The 19165-nt window shown below is 53.3% G+C and carries 20 protein-coding genes; 6 read left to right on the top strand and 14 right to left on the bottom strand.

Annotated elements, in window-relative coordinates:
• Window positions 1–3: 3 nt before the first annotated feature.
• The 11 genes from ACTF5M_RS03330 to pyrH form a co-directional block, all read right to left on the bottom strand.
• Complete coding sequence (locus ACTF5M_RS03330; protein ID WP_438959668.1) at window positions 4–891, bottom strand: LpxI family protein; 888 nt, start codon at window positions 889–891, stop codon at window positions 4–6.
• Window positions 888–1673, bottom strand: a complete 786-nt coding sequence (gene lpxA / locus ACTF5M_RS03325; protein WP_438959667.1) for an acyl-ACP--UDP-N-acetylglucosamine O-acyltransferase — start codon at window positions 1671–1673, stop codon at window positions 888–890. Before lpxA ends, ACTF5M_RS03330 begins: the two co-directional genes overlap by 4 nt.
• The gene (gene fabZ / locus ACTF5M_RS03320) at window positions 1670–2146 is read right to left on the bottom strand and encodes a 3-hydroxyacyl-ACP dehydratase FabZ (protein ID WP_438959666.1); all 477 of its coding nucleotides are present in this window, start codon (window positions 2144–2146) and stop codon (window positions 1670–1672) included. The genes lpxA and fabZ overlap by 4 nt, the downstream gene beginning before the upstream one ends.
• Before the next feature lie 101 nt (window positions 2147–2247).
• Complete coding sequence (locus tag ACTF5M_RS03315; RefSeq protein WP_438959665.1) at window positions 2248–2781, bottom strand: OmpH family outer membrane protein; 534 nt, start codon at window positions 2779–2781, stop codon at window positions 2248–2250.
• A gap of 29 nt (window positions 2782–2810) precedes the next feature.
• Window positions 2811–5102 (bottom strand): outer membrane protein assembly factor BamA, encoded by a 2292-nt coding sequence (gene bamA, locus ACTF5M_RS03310; protein WP_438959664.1) that lies wholly within the window; start codon window positions 5100–5102, stop codon window positions 2811–2813.
• Between the two features lie 397 nt (window positions 5103–5499).
• Window positions 5500–6828: an RIP metalloprotease RseP gene (rseP, locus tag ACTF5M_RS03305; RefSeq protein ID WP_438959663.1), complete on the bottom strand. Its 1329-nt coding sequence runs from the start codon at window positions 6826–6828 to the stop codon at window positions 5500–5502.
• Between the two features lie 48 nt (window positions 6829–6876).
• Window positions 6877–8049, bottom strand: coding sequence for a 1-deoxy-D-xylulose-5-phosphate reductoisomerase (gene dxr / locus ACTF5M_RS03300; RefSeq protein WP_438959662.1), 1173 nt, complete (start codon window positions 8047–8049; stop codon window positions 6877–6879).
• Window positions 8046–8846 carry a phosphatidate cytidylyltransferase gene (locus tag ACTF5M_RS03295; RefSeq protein WP_438959661.1) on the bottom strand — a complete coding sequence of 267 codons (801 nt, stop codon included), beginning with the start codon at window positions 8844–8846 and terminating at the stop codon, window positions 8046–8048. The genes dxr and ACTF5M_RS03295 overlap by 4 nt, the downstream gene beginning before the upstream one ends.
• A gap of 9 nt (window positions 8847–8855) precedes the next feature.
• Window positions 8856–9620: a polyprenyl diphosphate synthase gene (gene uppS, locus ACTF5M_RS03290; RefSeq protein WP_438959660.1), complete on the bottom strand. Its 765-nt coding sequence runs from the start codon at window positions 9618–9620 to the stop codon at window positions 8856–8858.
• 50 nt (window positions 9621–9670) lie between these two features.
• The gene (gene frr, locus ACTF5M_RS03285; RefSeq protein ID WP_438959659.1) at window positions 9671–10234 is read right to left on the bottom strand and encodes a ribosome recycling factor; all 564 of its coding nucleotides are present in this window, start codon (window positions 10232–10234) and stop codon (window positions 9671–9673) included.
• Window positions 10235–10360: 126 nt separating this feature from the next.
• Window positions 10361–11080: a UMP kinase gene (pyrH, locus tag ACTF5M_RS03280; RefSeq protein WP_048597724.1), complete on the bottom strand. Its 720-nt coding sequence runs from the start codon at window positions 11078–11080 to the stop codon at window positions 10361–10363.
• A gap of 91 nt (window positions 11081–11171) precedes the next feature.
• Here pyrH and miaA point away from each other — a divergent pair, with 91 nt between their 5' ends.
• Window positions 11172–12050 (top strand): tRNA (adenosine(37)-N6)-dimethylallyltransferase MiaA, encoded by an 879-nt coding sequence (gene miaA, locus ACTF5M_RS03275; protein ID WP_438959658.1) that lies wholly within the window; start codon window positions 11172–11174, stop codon window positions 12048–12050.
• Between the two features lie 115 nt (window positions 12051–12165).
• Window positions 12166–13113 (top strand): AraC family transcriptional regulator, encoded by a 948-nt coding sequence (locus tag ACTF5M_RS03270; protein WP_438959657.1) that lies wholly within the window; start codon window positions 12166–12168, stop codon window positions 13111–13113.
• Here the strand turns inward: ACTF5M_RS03270 and ACTF5M_RS03265 are convergent.
• A complete protein-coding gene (locus ACTF5M_RS03265) occupies window positions 13110–13709 on the bottom strand; it encodes a lytic transglycosylase domain-containing protein (protein WP_438959656.1) in 600 nt (199 codons plus the stop codon). The two genes, ACTF5M_RS03270 and ACTF5M_RS03265, sit on opposite strands and share 4 nt — an antisense overlap.
• Before the next feature lie 173 nt (window positions 13710–13882).
• On the opposite strand from ACTF5M_RS03265, the gene ssb reads away from it, so the two are divergent.
• On the top strand, window positions 13883–14398 hold the full coding sequence (gene ssb, locus ACTF5M_RS03260; protein ID WP_438959655.1) for a single-stranded DNA-binding protein: 516 nt from the start codon (window positions 13883–13885) through the stop codon (window positions 14396–14398).
• A gap of 73 nt (window positions 14399–14471) precedes the next feature.
• Here the strand turns inward: ssb and aroB are convergent, their stop codons facing one another.
• Both aroB and ACTF5M_RS03250 read right to left on the bottom strand, forming a co-directional pair.
• On the bottom strand, window positions 14472–15608 hold the full coding sequence (gene aroB, locus ACTF5M_RS03255) for a 3-dehydroquinate synthase (RefSeq protein ID WP_438959654.1): 1137 nt from the start codon (window positions 15606–15608) through the stop codon (window positions 14472–14474).
• A gap of 5 nt (window positions 15609–15613) precedes the next feature.
• Window positions 15614–16144, bottom strand: a complete 531-nt coding sequence (locus ACTF5M_RS03250) for a shikimate kinase (protein ID WP_438959653.1) — start codon at window positions 16142–16144, stop codon at window positions 15614–15616.
• A gap of 246 nt (window positions 16145–16390) precedes the next feature.
• Here ACTF5M_RS03250 and ACTF5M_RS03245 point away from each other — a divergent pair, with 246 nt between their 5' ends.
• Genes ACTF5M_RS03245 through ACTF5M_RS03235 form a run of 3 tightly spaced genes read left to right on the top strand, consistent with a single transcriptional unit; the run spans window position 16391 to window position 19085 of the window.
• Window positions 16391–16546 carry a hypothetical protein gene (locus ACTF5M_RS03245; RefSeq protein WP_438959652.1) on the top strand — a complete coding sequence of 52 codons (156 nt, stop codon included), beginning with the start codon at window positions 16391–16393 and terminating at the stop codon, window positions 16544–16546.
• A gap of 53 nt (window positions 16547–16599) precedes the next feature.
• Window positions 16600–18135, top strand: a complete 1536-nt coding sequence (locus ACTF5M_RS03240) for a hypothetical protein (RefSeq protein ID WP_438959651.1) — start codon at window positions 16600–16602, stop codon at window positions 18133–18135.
• Window positions 18132–19085, top strand: a complete 954-nt coding sequence (locus tag ACTF5M_RS03235) for a site-specific tyrosine recombinase XerD (RefSeq protein WP_438959650.1) — start codon at window positions 18132–18134, stop codon at window positions 19083–19085. Before ACTF5M_RS03240 ends, ACTF5M_RS03235 begins: the two co-directional genes overlap by 4 nt.
• Window positions 19086–19165 lie beyond the last annotated feature (80 nt).

Genomic DNA, 19165 nt, shown 5'->3' with positions numbered 1-19165 from the left:
CGCCTATGCCAGCACGTGTAAAAACAGCCCACCATTGGATGCGGCGGCGATGGTTTTATCAAGTTCCAGAACTTGCGTGTTGGGGCCGATCGCGATGCCGTTCAGACCAAGCGCGATGGCACCACGAATGGTTTCCGGCCCAATTGTAGGCAGGTCAATTCGTAAATCCTGCCCCGCCTTCGGTGCCTTATAAAGCACGCCGCCTTCTGGCAACCGAGGGTTCCGGCGAGGGGCATCTTGGATTGGTCCGGCCAAAACATCCGTAGCAAAACCCAACGGATCAGAAAACACATCTGCCACGTCTTGCGCAGGTGCTGCTTGTAACAAAGACTGCATCATCCAATCGGTGCCCAAAAGCGCCTCAACCGCCAAAACCTGACCATGGCCGACGATCACCGCTTGCCCAACGTCTGCAGCGGCCAGAGCACCATGCACGTCACGGGCGCGTGCAATATCTTTTAAATCGCGCTCAGATGGCTTTTGCGCTGTCAAATCTCCTTGGGGAGGCAGCAGGCCGTCGACAAGTTGCGGGGCAGCTATGACTTGAAAACCGGCGCCCTCAAAGAGCGAAATCGCCACGCGCAAAGTGCTATCATCACCCCCTGCCATTGCTGCCGCAATTTTTGGCACCAACGGCAAAGTGGCCGCGTCTATTTTCGATGGGTCAATCTGTGGGCGAGTGGTAGCGCCGGCAAAACACACCAGGCTCACCCCAAGGTCCGTAAGTGCGGCAAAAAACGTGCCTAATTGTTCCACCCGAAACGGCCGCACATCCGGCAAACAGGGATCGACATCGCCCATTGCCGCAATGACGTGGGCGCGGCCCGCTGTTTTGAGCGCACGATGCACCGCAACAGGCAATTGGCCCTGCCCTGCAATCAGTGCAATCATTTTGGGGTAAGGAAGTGGCGATCCGTGGTGCCCGTAACAAAGCGCACCAAATCCGCCACATAATCACTGTCGCTGTCTTGAACCAAGCGCGCGGCGCGTTCGGCAAAACTGCCCTCGCCTTGCTTCAGCGTTTGAAAAGCCACTCTTAATGCGGTGATATCCGCACGTGCGACGCCTTTGCGTTTCAACCCAACAAGGTTGAGACCGTCCAACTCGCCCCGTGGGCCTTGGACCAATCCATGTGGGATCACATCATTTGTCACCATTGAAAGCGCCCCAACGATAGCGCCCGTACCGATGCGCACAAACTGGTGGATGCCGCACAGCCCGCCGATGATAACGTCGTCCTCGATCACACAGTGACCGGCGATTGCTGTTTGGTTCACGATTACCACACGGTCGCCAATGACTGCGTCATGGGCAACATGACAGCCCGCCATAAACAACCCGTCATCCCCAACGCGTGTCACGCCACCGCCGCCGGACGTGCCGGTGTTCATCGTAACGTGCTCACGAATGCGGTTCCGCGCACCAATGATGAGCTTTGTCTGTTCGCCGGCAAATTTTAGGTCTTGCGGGATTTCACCAATGCTTGAGAACGGAAAAATAACCGTCTCAGGGCCAATCTCGGTATCCCCTGCCACGACCACGTGTGATTTGAGAATGACGCCATCCGCCAGTTTAACGTGCGGCCCAACATGGCAGAATGGCCCAATCTCAACACCATCGCCAATGACAGCACCGTCTTCGATAACCGCTGAGGGGTGAATATTTCCACTCATGCTTTGGACAAATCCATCATTGCTGTGAAATCACATTCAGCGGCCATCTCACCGTCCACTGTTGCAACGCCGCGGAATTTCCAGACTTTTCCGCCGACTTTGCCCCGGGTGGTTTCCACGGCCAAACGCACCACGTCACCGGGCACAACCATGCGCCGGAACTTCGCGTTGTCGATCCCCATAAAGTAAACCAGCAAATCCTTATCAACCATGTCCATCGCAACGCCCACCATCACAGCAGATGTCTGAGCCAGTGCCTCAATGATGGTCACGCCGGGCATGATAGGTTTGGATGGGAAGTGCCCCTGAAAATGTGGCTCATTCATGGTGACGTTTTTGATGCCAACAGCGGATTGATACCCGTCAATATCGATAACTTTATCAACAAGTAGAAACGGATAGCGGTGCGGTATGATCCGTTGGATCAAGCCAATATCTGCTGATTTTAGATCGGTCTGGGCTGCGTCGCTCATGAAAGTCACCTGCGTTATATCTTGTTCCCCTGCCTAGCAAAGCGCAGCGATGGCGGCAAGTTTCATAGGCTGCGGTCGAAGCCACACTGATAACGTCTACCCTATTCAGATTTTGATCCGTCCCCGATGGCAGCATCAGCCAAACGAATAGCCTCATCCGTGATGTCGATCGCATCCGCCGACAAAAAGACGCTGCCACGCTCAAGTACCGCTACTGCGCGACGCTCGGCCAAAATGTTGGCCAGAATCGGAAGCGCCTCATTGATGAACTCGGCCCGTGCGCGTTCATATCGTTGCGACAGCACGCGCCCTGTTTCATCTTGGGACTGTCGCGCACGTTGAACGCGGATATCAAACACATCAACCATCGCCGAAAATTCATCTGCCGGCGTGACATCACGCAACTCAAGCAACCGCTGTTCTTCGGCTTCAAGCTCTGTCTCTAACTCACGTTTGGTTTGCACAAGGCGCATCCGCTCTGCTTCAAGATCGGTTGCGACGCGCTTGCCGTATTCGCTGTTGGTGAAGAAGCGGTCACTATCGATCACAAGGATCGCGCTCATCACCACACCTGTATCAAATCCCGGCCCACGCGTTGTTTGTGCCTGTGCAGCACCCGCGGTGATGCAAAGCACAGCGCAGAAGGCAAAAACGCCCCTAAGCATTAGAAGCTTGTCGAAACGGAAAGATCAAAGGTTTCCGTTTTATCGAAGTCTTCTTTAAATTCGAGCGGTTTTGAGAAGTTGAACCGTAGCGGACCAATCGCGGTGTTCCAAAAGATTGAAAAACCAATGGCAGAACGAAGTGAGAAGCTGTCATCAATCAGATCGTTATCCAAGCCCCAAACAGATCCCGCATCAAAGTACACTCCCCCTGAAATGCCGTACTCTTCAGGCAGCCCGATTGGGAAATCTGCCTCAAGTCGCACAACAGCATAGTAGTTACCGCCAACTGCAAAATCGCCCTCGCGAGGGCCAAAACCATTGGGTTCAAAGCCTCGCAAACGGCCACTTGATGCGAAGCGATCAGTTACTGAGCTATTACTGTCTTTTAGCGAGTTTAATGCCCCACCTTCTAGTACCGCACGAAGCGTAACCTCATCACTCAGGACCTTTGTAGTTGTTCCAGCAAACAAAGTACTACGAAGATATTCTTTATCTCCACCTACACCAGCGAAGTCTTGGGAAAACCTGAAAACGAGTCCTGCATCAGGGTTTAACCCCGTAGTACGCGTGTCAAAACTGTATGTGTAACCTACAGAGCTGACAATTTGCCGCCCTGCATCGTCATCATCGCTAAGCAGCTGTGAACCTACAGCTGCATCAAGCACCTCCTCGAATCCCAGTGAATACCGCAGACTCAACCGGCCGTTTTCACTCACAGGGAAGTTGATGGATGGAGACAGACGTGCGCGTTCTGTGTTGTAGGCCGCGAAATCACTATCGGTGGTGCCATAGCTGCCGGACAGACCGAAGCCCAACTCACGGTCCAGAAACGCAGGCTCGTTGAAACTAAAGCTGAGGGATTCACTACCATCGGTGGTGTTGAAACCAAGCGAAACTGACTGCCCACGGCCCAAGAAGTTACGCTCACTCAGCTCAGCTGTCAGGCCAAAACCGTTTGCGGTGCCAAAGCTAGCCCCGAACGATAGGCTACCGGTAGGTTGTTCTTCCACATCCACGTCAATCACAACTTGGTTGGGGCTTGAACCTTCGCGTGCCTGCACGCCCGCATTACCGAAGTAACCCAAAGCGCGGATACGCTCGGCTGAATTGCGGATTTCACGGGGATTGAACGGATCACCTTCGACCACTTTGAATTGACGGCGAATGACCCGATCAAGCGTTGTTAAGTTGCCTTCAATATCAATGCGCTCAACAAAAATGCGATCACCACGTGTCAGCTCGAACGTCACATCAAAGGTCAGATCGCGATCGTTGCGCGTCGCCCGCGGATCGGCGCGCACAAAGTTCAAACCCAACTCAAGCGCGCGGCGCTCAAGGCGGGCAATGTTGATGTCGATCAGGTTCGGGGAATAGACCGGTGAGCGACCAACTTTTAGCGCATCTTCGAATTCAGCGGCGTCCACATCATCCAAAAGGCTTACAACATTGACCTCTCCAAGGCGGAACTGCTGGCCTTCTTCGACATCAAATGTGATCAGGAACGCGTCGCGCTCGCGGGTCAGCTCGGATGAGACACCTTGGATATTGAAATCCACATAACCGCGAGAGGCGTAAAAGTCGCTTAGAACTTGGCGGTCAAAATTCACGCGGTCTTCGATAAACGTGTCACGGCTAACGACTTGGCGAAAGATACCCGCTTGTTTGGTTTGCAGAACACCGCGCAAACGGCGGTCCGAATAAGCGCGGTTGCCCGTAAACGACAAGCGCTCAACTTCGACAACGCGGCCTTCGGTTACTTCGAACACAAGATCGACGCGGTTGTCAGAACGGCGAATGATGCTTGGCTTAACAGTTGCGGCCAAACGCCCCTGCTCCGCGTAGGCTTGCGCGATCAGTTCGGCATCCTGTTCGGCCACGCTTGGGCTGTAGACGCGGCGCGGTTGCGAGGCGATTAGGCTTTGTACAACCTCATCTTTGAGCCGGCGGTTACCTTCAACGTTGATCTGGTTAATTGTGGGGAATTCAGCGACTTCAATCACAAGTGTGCTCCCGCGTGGCGTCAGAACTACGTCCTCAAAAAGGCCCGAACTTAGCACCCGTTGAAATGCGTCGTTCAATTGCCCTGCACTGATCGTCTCACCCCGGCTAATGCCCGCAAACGACAGGATGGTAGCCGCTTCAACGCGGGCGTTCCCTTCAATTTCAACGTTATCAAATGTAAAAGACTGCGCGTGGACAGCGCCGGACATAAAGCCGGCAGTCACTGCTGCTAGGCCCGCTCGTTTTATCGTACCTGTTCCGGCACGACATACACCCAAAAGCAAACCCATTAGCTATCCCCAGCAAACCTAAAATCTGATGCCAGAAATATCCTTTCTAAAGCATGATGTCAAAACGATCTGACAGCCCGCAAAAGGTGATCATGTGGGCCGTGATCACTACTGTGAAACGCTTCCAATCACACTGCCTGCCCAAAGGGCAGCAGCGATTGTTGCAAGATAGAGCGCACGGTCCCAATGCAGGTCCAAAACCAGGCGCATGCTGCAATATGATTGATGAATTGTTTGCATAGATGCCCCCTGAAATCATGAACATACACACGCGCGCTCTTGATGTTATTATAAGCTAAATAAGGCCGAAATTAAGCGAGATGAACCAAGAGCCATCTTCGCCTATGTCAAATATCCGTCCACGCAATGCCGAACGGCGCGCATCAAACGGCAAGCATCAGGTGCAAAAAATATCATGCCCCAAGGCAAACACCATCAGACCCAACAACAACGTCAGTCCTGCGGCCATGAATATCTCGAGCGCCCGCGCTGACGGCTGCCGTCCAGTGATCGCCTCATACGCGTGGAATACCAAATGCCCGCCATCCAGAACTGGGATCGGAAACAGGTTCAAAAGCCCGACGGCCGTAGATAGAAATGCGATAAACCAAATAAAGCTCTGCCCCCCTTGGCTGGCCATCGCGCCGGATGTTTGGGCAATACCAACGGGGCCGTTCAAGTTACACGTGCTGATCGCACCAGTGATAACTTGTTTAAGTCCGTTCAAACTGCCGGTGATCACACCCCATGTTAGCCGCACGCCATCAGTCACCGCTTCCCCTATTCCTACGGGTTCTGTTTTTGGCTCAAAAAACCAGCCCATCCCGATGCCAATCATCCAACGGCGCTCGAACGTTCCGTCTGCAAGCGGCGTGTCGCGCGGCCGTGGGACCAGCGTAAATTGCATTGACTGGCCATCACGCCAGACGTCCAACAGCAATGGCGCGCCTTCGGACGCCACAACAGCCGCCATCACCTGATCCGAGGCAAAAACAGGAGACCCGTTTATCGCCGTGATCACGTCATCGATTTTCATGTTCACAGACAGCGCCGCTGACTTCGGCGCCAGACTGGTCACGATTGGGACCGATGGATATGGCCCTGAAACCTCAATTTGGACGCCGTCCCGCTCAACCACATAGTCGAGGGTCGGCTCGTTGGGGAGCGAGCGGAATGTAGCCGCGAACTTTTCTGTTGTCGTCACATCAGAGCCGTTTATTTCAATCAACGCATCACCGTCCTGAAGCCCCTGCTGCATTTTGGGCGGCAACGAGGGCAGTTCAGCGATGGTCAACGGATCCGCAGCTTTGCCATCCCATAAAATCACACCAGCAAAAATCAGGATCGACAGCGCAAAGTTGAAAAACGGCCCTGCGGCGACGGTGGCAGAGCGTGCCCACAAAGGCGCGCCCGCCATTGTGTTGCGCGCAGGGGCTGCCTCACCATCAGCGCTTCCAACGGAAGCAGCGTTTGCATCACCAAGAAACTTGACGTACCCGCCAAACGGCAGTGCCGCGATCTGCCATTTAGTGCCGCGCCGATCCACCCGTGAATAGAGCACCGGCCCAAAGCCAAGGCTAAATACCTCTGCATGAATGCCTGACCAACGGCCCACAATATAATGGCCGTACTCGTGGATCGCGACAATCACGGAAAGCGCCACAACAAATGCCAATAGCGTATAGGCGATGCCGCCAAACTCACTGATAAGACTTGCTAAATCCATGATGTTATTCGCCCGATCTGCACGCTTTTTATTGGTGCGTTAGATAAATTACGCGGCTGCAGCTTTGCTTTTGATATCCGCGATCTGCCTTGCCATTTGGTCTGCGGACTGCACCGTATCAAGGGTGATATCGGCATTTCTGAGGCGATTGTCTGCGTCCATTTGGCTCAGCACTTGTTCAACGACCTGCGCCATATCCAAAAAGCCGATGTTACCAGCAATAAAATGATCAAGTGCGCGCTCTTTGGCGCCGTTGAACACGGCGCCTGACAGCCCACCAAGCTCCATCACCTCGCGGGCAAGCCTTAGGGCGGGATATCGTGCTTCGTCTGGGGCGCGAAATGTGAATGATCCAATCTTGGCCAGATCGAGCCGCTCAACAGGCAGCTTGCGCCGTTCAGGCCAGTGAAGCGCAAACCCGATCGCATGACGCATATCAGGCGGACCCACATGGGCCATCAGCGCCCCATCATTAAAACCAACGAGCGCATGGATCATGCTCTCAGGGTGGACAAGTGTCTCAATTTGCGACGGCGAAACGCCAAAAAACTCTTTGGCTTCAATAAGTTCTAAAGACTTATTAAACATTGAAGCGCTATCAATGGTGATCCGCTGCCCCATGTCCCAATTTGGATGACTTGACGCATCTACAACAGTCGCTGTCCTAATTTTATCGATAGGCCAATCGCGAAAAGCGCCCCCGCTAGCAGTGATTATAACACGCTCAACAGCAGACACCTCCTCACCAATCAACGCCTGAAAAACACCTGAGTGTTCGCTATCAACAGGCAGAATGATCGCATTATTTTCGCGCGCCAATCGCATCAGTAACGGGCCCGCAGCGACAAGGGATTCTTTGTTTGCCAACGCCAGCGTAGCGCCTTGTTTTACGGCCTCAAGGCTTGGAACAAGGCCAGCAACACCAACAATTGCCGACATAATCCAATCTGCAGGGCGCGCTGCCGCCTCTTTGATCGCGTTTGAGCCTGCCTGCGCCTCAACGCCGCTTCCGGCAAGCGCGCTGCGCAATTCATCAAGGCGCGCGTCATAACATGTGACTGCTACCTCTGCCCCAAGCTCAATAGCATCTTGAGCCAGCTGCTTTATGTTTGCGCCACCCGACAGCGCAACAACCTGATATTCGTCATGAGCGCGGCGGATCAAATCAATCGTGTTTTGGCCGATACTTCCGGTCGCACCGAAGATGCTCACCCGTTTCAAAATGCAACTCCCGGCACATCAAGCACCATCGCGACCAATAGCATTACAAGGGATGCACCCAACAGCGCATCGAACCGGTCAAACAGACCCCCATGGCCGGGAATAAGCGTGGAACTGTCTTTTACATCCATCCGCCGTTTAAGTGCACTTTCGGCGACATCACCCATCTGGCCTGCAAAACTAAGCGCTACAGAAATGATGGGAAGAGCCGCACCTGCGTCGGTATTAACCGCAAAAACATAGCCCATCAGCGCCGACAGGCCCCAGCCCGCAACAGTTCCTGACCATGTCTTTTTCGGACTAACGCTTGGCCAAAATTTAGGCCCGCCAAACGTGCGGCCAGCAAAATATCCACCAATGTCTGTGACGATCACAACACTGACCAACCAAAGGGTCCACACGGTGCCATAAGTCTCGCGGAAATGAACAAGGCCCCATCCTGCAAGCAGAATTCCCAAAGCAAAACAAAAACCAGCGAGCCGCTCGGTTTTCAGCGACAACGCCAAAAAGACCGGTGGGATCAGCAAAAGCGGTAAAAACACGTGGTAGTCACTGGCAAGCAACCCCGACAAAACGGATGCCGTTAAAGCCGCCGCTAACATGCCAGAGGTTGGCCGGTCAGGTTGGATCATCATTGCAACTTCCCAAACCATCACGGCCGTCACAAACACCGTGAGCATCTGATACCAGACGCCACCTGCAACAATTCCCGCCACACCAACAACGGCCATTCCAATGCCAGAAAGTGTACGGGTCTTTAAATCATCCCATTTGGCGGCATCAGTTTTGGTCGGCATCATTGCAGGCTAGGTCTCGGTTAGGGCTTTGGTCAGGGGTGTTGATGCCTTATTTGGTTCCGAAACACCGCCAAATCGGCGAGACCGGCCACCATACGAGGCCACCACATCCGCAAAGATATTTTTGGTGAAGTCCGGCCACAAGGTATCGATAAATTCGTATTCCGAGTATGCGGACTGCCACAACAGAAAATTAGAAATGCGGGCTTCACCACTTGTGCGGATCACAAGATCAGGGTCCGGCAAGAAACGTGTATCAAGGTAGCGCGGCAGCGTTTCTTCATCCACATCACCGGGCAGCAAAGCACCAGCCTGCACATCTGCAGCCAGCCGCTTCGTCGCGCGTGCAACCTCATCGCGACCACCATAGTTCAACGCAATCGTGAGGTGCACTTTGCTGTTGGCGCTTGTTAACAGCTCAAGCTGATCCATCATCTTTACAAGTTTTGTGTCAAGACGTGCTCGATCACCGATAAAGCGAACACGGACACCTTCTGCTAACAAATCATTCGCTTCGCGCAAAATATAGCGCCGAAAAAGCTTCATCAGCCCCGAAACTTCAGTCTGCGTACGCTTCCAATTCTCCGTGGAGAACGCAAAAATGGTAAGGTATTTCACGCCAACATCTGGACATGCCCGCACAATTTCCTTGACCCGTTTTGCGCCTGCATGATGACCAAAAAGCCGCGGACGACCACGCATGGTCGCCCATCTACCGTTACCGTCCATAATGACGGCAACGTGCTTGGGCCCTTGTTGTGCGTTTTCAGACATCCCTGAAATCTCCTCAGATATTCGCTACGTAGCGCAACCCATTGATAATACTAAACTTGCATGATCTCTGCTTGTTTTACTTCAAGCGCTTCATCGACCGCCTTGATAAACTTATCGGTCATTTCCTGCACCTCGGATTCCCAAAGCTTTTGATCATCTTCAGACATGCCGTCGTTCTTGGCCTTTTTGATTTGGTCCATACCGTCACGTCGAATGTTGCGTACACTGACACGGGCGTTCTCGGCGTAAGAGCCCGCAACTTTGGTAAGCTCGCGGCGTCGCTCTTCGTTCAGCTCGGGGATCGGCAGCATGATGATCGTGCCGTTCAGCTGAGGGTTGATCCCAAGGCCACTTTCACGGATCGCCTTTTCGACTTTACCTACAAGGCCTTTGTCCCAAACGTTAATCGTAACCATGCGCGGCTCGGGCACATTGACCGTTCCCACTTGGTTAATCGGCGTCATGGAGCCGTAGGCGTCTACCATGACCGGCTCAAGCATTGAGCCAGAGGCACGGCCCGTGCGCAAAGATGCAAATTCAACCCGCAAATTTGCGATTGCACCGTCCATCCGGCGCTCAAGGTCATCAGTATCAAGAAGAAAATCGTCGGACATGTGTTTGCTCGTTTATTAACGGTTTGTTTTCTAAGCTATACCTTGGAAGGGCATTGCAATCCAGTGTTGTGATTAAGGCGCCTGCAGCGCGTCACGATCCAGCGCGCAATTAGTCCCAGTGAGACGTTATTGATGGACCCGCGTATAAGTCCCCTCACCCGCCAGAATGCCGCGGAAGCCACCGGGTTCATCAAGGCTGAAGACAATAATGGGCAGGCTGTTGTCGCGCGCCAAAGCAATCGCACTGGCGTCCATAACATTCAGGCGTTTGGCGAGAACATCATCATATGTGACATTGTCGTAGCGCACTGCATCATCGTGTTTTGCGGGATCTTTGTCATAGACGCCATCAACTTTGGTGCCCTTAAAGATCGCCTCGCAAGACATCTCGTTTGCGCGCAAAGTCGCAGCCGTATCTGTTGTGAAATAGGGGTTGCCCGTGCCGGCTGCAAAAATACAAACGCGCTTTTTCTCGAGGTGGCGAACGGCGCGGCGGCGGATGTAAGGCTCCGCCACTTCGTTCATCGTGATCGCCGAAATAACCCGAGTATGGATGCCGTGCCCCTCAAGAGCAGATTGCATCGCAAGAGCATTCATTACAGTCGCCAGCATCCCCATATAGTCGGCCGTTGTCCGCTCCATCCCTTGGGCAGAGCCTTGTAGACCGCGAAAAATATTGCCCCCACCGATCACCATGCAAATCTCGACGCCCATCTCATGAACGGTCTGCACCTCGCGAGCGATACGCTCCACCGTCGGCGGATGCAGCCCAAATCCCTGGTCGCCCATCAGCGCCTCGCCTGAGATTTTTAGCATAACCCGCTTAAACGTGGTTCCATCGGCCATGTGCTTTCTCCCGCGATCGCTTGCACTTTGTCTTTGCGCCAAAATGGAGTAAACCGCCCGCCGGTTCAATGACCAAAAGGCGCGCATTTTCATGTTTGACACGATCAAGACACTTTCAACGGAACTGCCTGTTTTGATCGCAGGGGCAACAGCATCTGGAAAGTCCGCCTTAGCAATGGAAATTGCGGCGCAAAAAGGCGGGATCATTGTTAACGCAGATGCACTACAAGTGTTCGAAAACTGGCGTGTGTTAACCGCCCGCCCCAGCGTTAAGGATGAGGCACAAACATCGCACGCTCTATATGGGCATGTAGCGGGGAATGGCACGTATTCGGTGGGTAAATGGCTACGTGATGTGAAGGCGTTGATGGGGGATGAACGTCTGATAATTGTCGGCGGCACCGGTTTAAACTTTCGCGCGCTGACAGAAGGCTTGGCCGAAATTCCACCGACACCACCGGCAGTTCGTGCGCTTGCGAATGAACGCCTTGAAACTGATGGGATTGACGCGCTTTTGGCTGAACTCGACGATAGAACCAGAAGCCGCATTGATCCTGCGAACCCGATGCGCGTGACGCGAGCGTGGGAAGTTGCTCAAAGCACAGGCCGCCCACTAAGCGACTGGCAAGACAGCACCCCACCGCCGATTGTTCCGCTGACCAACTGCCATCCAATGTTGATCGATGTCCCAAAAGACTGGGTCAACGAACGGATTGAACGGCGTTTTGACATCATGCTTGCGCAAGGGGCACTGGACGAGGCACAGCGAAATCTCGCCACTTGGAACCCCGCCGATCAGTCCGCCAGAGCCATCGGTGCACCGGAGTTAATAGGCCATTTGCAAGGTGGGTTAAGCTTAGAGGAAGCGCGCACGTTGGCGGTTACCGCTTCGCGGCAATACGCAAAACGTCAGCGGACTTGGTTTCGCGCACGTATGGGGAAATGGATACCGCTCGACCCTACTGGTTAAGGTGGGATAGTCACAAATCGAACGACTGTTGATTATTATTGGATCAAAAGCCTTGCTAGAAATATAGTTTTCGAACATCGTAGCAGTGTAGTTAGTTTTTAGTTCTCGGTTGTTTATGTCACTGACATCCCTCGCACAGACCGTCCCCGACCCCGCCATGACACCTGCATTTCACGTAGGGCCACGGACGTTTGCCCAGATTACGCAGGGCGGACAATGGCGGTTGTCACTTCCTCACTCAGTTCCTTGGCCGCAATTCATTCGGATCACGAAAGGTGCAGGGTCATTCATGATCGGAGGGCGTAAACGCCTAATTTCAGGCGCGGCTATGGCATTCGTGCCTGCAAACACCCTCATTGCTCTCGATCTTGGCGCCGCCACATTCGGCTCAATCATGGCCCTGCCAAGTGCCGTTGAGGCAAACCTGGCAACTCTCAGTGCATATGTCCGCGTCTCGGACGTCAAACTACAATCAGTGCTAAACGGCTTGTGGGATAATCTTGTGAATGAAGTTGAGCGGCCAACAAAGTACGTCTTGGATCAAACCTTATACGCCGCCAACGAAGCTGCATTAGCGGCCCAAGCAGCGTTACTTGGCGTTTGGTTGGTGCGCAACAAAATGCCAAACGACCAAGTAAAGCCGACCGCCGCCGCAACACTGTTGGCAGGTTTCACTACGCAGCTCGCAGACAAATTTTGCACATCGGACACGGTCAGTAATTATGCCAAGGCCCTTGGTGTGACCGCCACACATCTATCTCGCGTTTGCAATTCAGAATTCGGTGTCCCCGCAACGCGCCTTTTGCAACTAACAAAACTATACGAAGCGCACCGTTTGTTTGCTGACACAAACATCAGCATACAAGAGGCCGCAGGACGCGTGGGCTTTGAAAGCGCGGCTTACTTCACACGCGTTTTCCCACAACAAACGGGTCAAAACCCAACAAGTTTTCGCGCTCAAACACGCGCTGCACCCAAACCGCCACGCTCTGCCGCGACAGGCCCGGCATTAACTGTGAAATTTGGCCGCGCATTGCCAAAGCCCATACACCAACGTGGTTAACTTCCGTAGATTTTACGAACGTAGTTTTGTGTTTCACGAAAGGGAGGCACGCCGCCATGTTTGCGCACGGCACCCGGCCCTGCGTTGTAAGCCGCAAGCGCCAGACGCCACGACCGAAACGCGCGGTACTGCTCTGCGAGATAGCGCGCACCACCTTCAAGGTTTTGTTTTGGGTCCTTTGGATCAACCCGCAAATCGCGCGCCGTTGCAGGCATGAGTTGAGCCAGACCAATTGCACCTTTGCTCGACCGCGCCTTGCTGTTCCAAGCAGATTCCTGCTGAATAAGCCGCAAAAATAGCCCCTCTGGGATCCGATGCTTGCGCGCAGCTGCCTTGGCAAGCTTCAAATACGGACCGTCATAAGTTCCGAAATAACGCAAATCACGTGCTGTCCGCGCTGGAATACTGGCTGATTTGGGCTGTAGCCTGACTGAGTTAGCGTATTGTTTCGATGACCGCCCATCCAGAACATCCGTCTGCGAAGCAAAAAGTGAAGCACGTGATTTAGACGAAAAACCTTTATCAGACGCCGTACTTGCCAATGCAGAGCTGGCAATAAACAAAGTACTTAACAAAGATGCCTTCAATAAACTCATGATGATGCTGTGGCCATCCGCGTCGGTTCGACTGACATTAAATATAGTTAATTTAGATATGATGACCACCCACAGCCCAAATGGGAACCACAGGGGCACCCAATTGGGTGTTTCTGAAGCCCGCGATAAAGCCTAAAGTGGCGCGAAATGCAGGAATCAATAAGGACATCGACATGGCAGGATCAGTGAACAAGGTCATTCTGATTGGCAACTTGGGGCGCGACCCCGAAGTACGCACGTTTCAGAACGGCGGCAAGGTCTGCAACTTGCGGATTGCGACTTCTGAAACATGGAAAGACCGCAACACAGGTGAGCGCAAAGAACGCACCGAATGGCACTCAGTAGCGATCTTCAGCGAGCCGCTGGCAAAAGTAGCCGAGCAATATCTGCGCAAAGGATCAAAAGTATACCTTGAGGGTCAGCTTGAAACACGCAAATGGCAGGATCAAAGCGGCCAAGACAAGTATTCCACAGAAGTAGTTCTTCGTCCTTATACAAGCACCCTGACAATGCTTGACGGACGCGGTGACAACAACGGCGGTGGCAGCATGGGCGGCGGAGGTGGCGGCGATTATATGGCCGACGATCGCAGCGGTGGTGGATACGATAGCGGTCCATCATACGGCGGCGGAATGGGTGGCGGTGCACCTAGCCCCTCAAATGATCTAGATGATGAAATTCCATTCTAATCAAATGTTTGTAGATTAAAATTCATGTAAGGCGCTCAGTAATTTGGGCGCCTTCTTTATTAGACCACTTTACTTATCGGGCATCCTCAAGAACACCCCGCACCACATCCACAGGCACGTCAGTCGTAACAAACGCGTCGCCGATACCCCGCGCCATAATAAACCGTAACTGTCCATCGATGACCTTTTTGTCTTGTGACATCAGTTCAATGAGAGCGTCAGTTGACGGAAGTTCCCCATCTATATCACGCAGATCGACTTTCATGCCCATTGCCCGCAAATGAGCGCGCACACGGCTTGGCGCTTCTTGAGCGCACAGCCCCAACCGCATTGAAGCCTCAAAAGCCAACGCGCAGCCAATCGCGACACCTTCACCGTGCAAAAGGCGACTAGACGCATAATCTGTCGCGGTTTCAAGCGCATGGCAAAACGTGTGCCCAAGGTTTAGCAGAGCACGATCCCCCTGCTCTGTCTCGTCCCGCACCACAATATCAGCTTTCATCTGAACAGAGCGGCGAACGGCCTCAATGCGTAAATCAACATCTCCTGCAGCCATTGCCGGTGCATTTTCTTCAAGCCATTCAAAAAACGCGGCACTCCCCAGAAGCCCATATTTCACAACTTCACCGTAACCTGCCAAAAAATCACGGGTTTGTAATGTTGCAAGTACGTCCACATCGGCCAGTACCAAACTCGGTTGATGAAATGCGCCAATCAGATTTTTACCATGGGGCGCGTTAATGCCTGTTTTACCACCAACGGAGCTGTCGACCTGCGCCAAAAGTGACGTTGGGATCTGCACAAACCGAACACCGCGCCGTAAAATCGCAGCGGCAAAGCCTACCAAGTCACCAATCACGCCGCCGCCAAAAGCAACAACGACGTCACCGCGTTCAACTTTTTGGTCCAAAAGCCACTCAACAGTTTTGCTTAAATGTGGCCAACTTTTTGTACTCTCACCTGCAGGTAGTTTAAGTGATGTCATTTCGACACCATCTGCAGCAAGACCCGCGCGCAGTGCATCCAAGTGCAGCGAGGCCACGTTTTCATCGGTGACCACAGCAACTTTTGGCCGCCGCAGCAAAGGTAAAATTTGCGCTCCGGCTGATGCGATTAGACCAGTGCCAATCTGCACGTCATAAGCTCTGGTATCAAGCGGAACGTGAACCGTCGCCTGAGTTGCGCCACCATTGGGAGAGGTTTTTGTCATCGAAATTAGTCCTTCAAAAACGCAAATAAGGCGCGTTGCACGGCCGTGGTCGTCTCAGCGATGCTTCCCTGCCCACATTCCACCTGAATGTTAGCACAGCGGTAGTGAGCTACCCGCGCATCGAAAAGCGCATTCAGGGTAGCGCGTGGGTTTTCAGTCCGTAAAAGCGGCCGAGTATCTTTATGACGGACCCGCTCCCAAAGCACATCAAGAGGTACGTCAAGCCATACGGAAACGCCTTTGCTCGCAATTAGATCACGATTGATAGGCGCCAAAAAAGCGCCACCGCCAGTACTCAAAATACACGGTGGGCCAGACAGCAAACGGTCTATCACCTCGGTCTCGCGCTGGCGGAAAAAGTCTTCGCCGTCCCGTTCGAAAATCTCTGCGATGGTACGTCGGGCGGCGGCTTCAATCTCAGCATCACTATCAACAAACGGCACGTCGAGAGAGTGGGCCAATGCACGACCAATCGCCGTTTTACCAGCCCCCATCATGCCAACCATCACAACCGTTTTTGAAAGGTTCTGCGCCATGGTGTACGTCACCCCGAACATTGTTTGTAGCGCTTGTAGCTTACCTATTTGATAAGCGCCCGCCCGCCGTTTTCCGTCTCACCCCGCGTGAATGCCGTGAGTTTTGCAAAAAGACCATATACAACTGCAATAATTCGCTCAATTATGGGGCAAAATCACGGCAATGTACCGCCGCATCAGCTTGAGTACAGCGTGGAAACCTGTAGCTAAGCTGAGGAATCGAGGCAGAAAAGGAAGGTCGACGCTATGATAGGACGACTTTTTAAATTTATTGGGTATCTCGCAGTTTTGGCGATCATCGGGCTGGTGGCCTTTGCGTATCTTGGGCCGATGGTGATGCCTGATGCGTTCGCGGCACCTCAAACTTCAGTCACAAAACCCATCACTTTGAGTGTTGAGTGATGCCAGCCAAGCACGTGGGTCTAGCGGGTTTTGCGTGCTGCCTATGGGCCTGTATGGCAGCGGCGCAAGAAGAGCCGCTATCTACGATTGATTGGCTTAGCGAGACTCTACGCGGCCCACAAACAGTGCCTCCAGCAAGTGCGCTACCACCGATCGACCTTGATGCAACTGTGCGCAGTTTGACCCTTCGCCCTGGCGTTAATTTACCCGAGAAAATCACAATACCAAACGTCACCGTCGAGCCACTTGGTGCGCCAAAAACACGTGCTGTTGGTCTCAGCCCGCCAAGTGCTACTGGCCTGCCCCATACCCTTTGGACAGCGAGCGATCCTGAAACTCTTGCGCCTTTACTTAGAGCAATCGGCGCGCCCACAATTCCTGCAATGCAGCAGCTTTTACGCCGACTGCTGATTGCGGAGGCAAACACGCCAGTTACACGTGACCCAGAGGCTGATATCTTAGTCGCACGCGTCGACGCTTTGTTGGCAATGGGGGACGTAGAGACCAGTCTTGCACTTCTCGATCAGGCAGGTGCGATGACCCCACAACTGTTTGCGCGTTGGTTTGATCTGTCACTGCTGACGGGTACGGAGGATGCCGCATGCACAGCGCTTATGGCAAACGCAGCCCTACGTGCAGCACTACCAACCCGTGTCTTTTGCCTGTCACGAACAGGGGACTGGAACGCGGCAGCTTTGACGCTTAGAACAGGCGAGGCCTTGGGAGAAATTCCAGCGGATAAAGCAGCCCTTTTAGCACAGTTTCTTGATCCAGAGCTTGCGGAAGAAAGTATTGATCTGGCACCACCGCGCGTAATTACACCGCTGGAATTTACCTTGCGCCGTGCGATTGGAACGCCACTGCCTACCACCATGCTTCCCCTTGCTTATGCCACCACAGCGCTGACACCAGACAATGGCTGGAAAACACAAATTGACGCTGCCATCCGCCTTGCGCGTGCGGGAAGTTTGTCATCAAACCGACTGCTCGATGTGATGACAGCCAACATTCCGTCCGCATCAGGGGGCGTTTGGGAATTGGCCGAAACATGGCAACGCCTTGATATCTGGGTGACCGGTAGAAACCCTTCGGCCATCAGCCGTGCACTCCCTGCAGCTTGGGTCGAGGCGCGAAAGGCTGGTGTGCAAACGGCAATGGCCGACCTGTATAGTGAGCCTCTAAAGGACTTGCCGCTAACCGGTCCAGCACAAATTACGCGCGCTGAAACGATGTTTTTATCGCCCCTTTATGAAAGCGTCTTGGCCGAAGACACCGCCACCACTGACCTAGCTTTTGCACACTCGGTCGCCGTAGGGACCCCAATTGCATCCCTTGCGGGCAGCTTGATTGAAAGGATTATTGTAGACGGATTTGCGACAAACACCCTGCCCCCACAAAATGCAGAGTTGCTCCGCCAAGGAAAATTGGGCGAGACACTTGTCCGCGCGATCGTGACCGCAGAACAGGCGGCAATGGGCGATTTGCGTGACATCGCACAGGTCATCACGCTTCTGCGCCAAACGGGTCTGGAAAGCACTGCCCGCCAATTGGCCCTGAACTTGCTTTTGATCGATAGGCTACGCACATGACTGCGGTTAATTCTGACGCTCATCTGATCAAAGCGTTTCTTGAGGCACAAGCCGCTGAGCTGAATGCCGCCACGAATACACAGCTAGCCTATGCCCGCGATCTGACCGATGTGAGTGGCTATTTGAACCACAACGATGAAAACTTCGCCTCTGCCACACGCCAGCACGTGGAGGATTATCTAGTGCATTGCGACGCCCAAGGTTTCGCAAAATCGACCCGCGCGCGGCGATTATCGGCCATGAAACAGCTTTTTCGATTTATGTTTGAAGAAGGATTGCGAGCCGATAACCCCGCCATCCAGATCAAAGGCCCCGGCCGCAGCAAAGCACTGCCAAAAACGCTATCCATGGATGAAGTTGAACAGCTGCTTCAGATGGCGCGTACGATCGGCAGGACTGAAACTGACAAATTGCGAAACGCCTGCCTGATGGAGCTTTTATACGCTACGGGAATGCGTGTGACAGAACTTGTCAGTCTTCCCGTAAGTGCTGCACGCGGTGATCCGCGTATGCTGTTGGTTCGCGGCAAAGGCGGTAAAGAACGGATGGTTCCCCTGTCTGCTCCTGCTCGTGACGCGCTTTCGGCGTGGCTTACTGCATGGGACACCAAAGATACCACAAGCAGAGCCAATGGGGTACCAAGCTCGAAGTATCTGTTTCCATCGTCATCCAAAGACGGACATCTGACGCGCCATGGATTTTACATTTTTATCAAGGATTTATCGATAAAAGCTGAAGTTGATCCCGCAAAAGTAACACCGCACACAATGCGCCATGCTTTTGCCACGCATCTTCTTGAGAACGGCGCTGATCTGAGGTCCATTCAGGTGCTTCTTGGGCATGCTGATGTCGCCACAACAGAGATTTACACACATGTTTTGGACGAGCGTCTCAAAGCACTTGTGCTTGAACATCATCCCCTGTCCACCGCTCCCGATCGCAACAGCTAAGGGCAAAACGCCTGCCAAGCTCTTGATTTTCACGGCAAACACCCTTCATATCTAGTACGGGGTTATTTAAGGACTTAAAA

It is taken from the genome of Nereida sp. (genome assembly GCF_965655635.1).
In the GTDB taxonomy this organism is placed as follows: domain Bacteria; phylum Pseudomonadota; class Alphaproteobacteria; order Rhodobacterales; family Rhodobacteraceae; genus Nereida.
Note: the sequence above shows the minus strand (reverse complement) of the source record. Positions and strands in the feature narration are given on the sequence as shown.

Excerpts from the sequence above, each read along its gene's own strand:
- aroB (WP_438959654.1), bottom strand. The coding sequence starts at position 15,608 with ATGACAAAAACCTCTCCCAATGGTGGCGCAACTCAGGCGACGGTTCAC.
- ACTF5M_RS03265 (WP_438959656.1), bottom strand. The coding sequence starts at position 13,709 with ATGAGTTTATTGAAGGCATCTTTGTTAAGTACTTTGTTTATTGCCAGC.
- ACTF5M_RS03235 (WP_438959650.1), top strand. The coding sequence starts at position 18,132 with ATGACTGCGGTTAATTCTGACGCTCATCTGATCAAAGCGTTTCTTGAG.
- ACTF5M_RS03270 (WP_438959657.1), top strand. The coding sequence starts at position 12,166 with ATGTCACTGACATCCCTCGCACAGACCGTCCCCGACCCCGCCATGACA.
- miaA (WP_438959658.1), top strand. The coding sequence starts at position 11,172 with ATGTTTGACACGATCAAGACACTTTCAACGGAACTGCCTGTTTTGATC.
- ACTF5M_RS03250 (WP_438959653.1), bottom strand. The coding sequence starts at position 16,144 with ATGGCGCAGAACCTTTCAAAAACGGTTGTGATGGTTGGCATGATGGGG.
- uppS (WP_438959660.1), bottom strand. The coding sequence starts at position 9,620 with ATGTCTGAAAACGCACAACAAGGGCCCAAGCACGTTGCCGTCATTATG.
- ACTF5M_RS03295 (WP_438959661.1), bottom strand. The coding sequence starts at position 8,846 with ATGCCGACCAAAACTGATGCCGCCAAATGGGATGATTTAAAGACCCGT.
- rseP (WP_438959663.1), bottom strand. The coding sequence starts at position 6,828 with ATGGATTTAGCAAGTCTTATCAGTGAGTTTGGCGGCATCGCCTATACG.
- ACTF5M_RS03330 (WP_438959668.1), bottom strand. The coding sequence starts at position 891 with ATGATTGCACTGATTGCAGGGCAGGGCCAATTGCCTGTTGCGGTGCAT.
- ssb (WP_438959655.1), top strand. The coding sequence starts at position 13,883 with ATGGCAGGATCAGTGAACAAGGTCATTCTGATTGGCAACTTGGGGCGC.
- frr (WP_438959659.1), bottom strand. The coding sequence starts at position 10,234 with ATGTCCGACGATTTTCTTCTTGATACTGATGACCTTGAGCGCCGGATG.
- pyrH (WP_048597724.1), bottom strand. The coding sequence starts at position 11,080 with ATGGCCGATGGAACCACGTTTAAGCGGGTTATGCTAAAAATCTCAGGC.
- ACTF5M_RS03240 (WP_438959651.1), top strand. The coding sequence starts at position 16,600 with ATGGCAGCGGCGCAAGAAGAGCCGCTATCTACGATTGATTGGCTTAGC.
- ACTF5M_RS03245 (WP_438959652.1), top strand. The coding sequence starts at position 16,391 with ATGATAGGACGACTTTTTAAATTTATTGGGTATCTCGCAGTTTTGGCG.
- fabZ (WP_438959666.1), bottom strand. The coding sequence starts at position 2,146 with ATGAGCGACGCAGCCCAGACCGATCTAAAATCAGCAGATATTGGCTTG.
- bamA (WP_438959664.1), bottom strand. The coding sequence starts at position 5,102 with ATGGGTTTGCTTTTGGGTGTATGTCGTGCCGGAACAGGTACGATAAAA.
- lpxA (WP_438959667.1), bottom strand. The coding sequence starts at position 1,673 with ATGAGTGGAAATATTCACCCCTCAGCGGTTATCGAAGACGGTGCTGTC.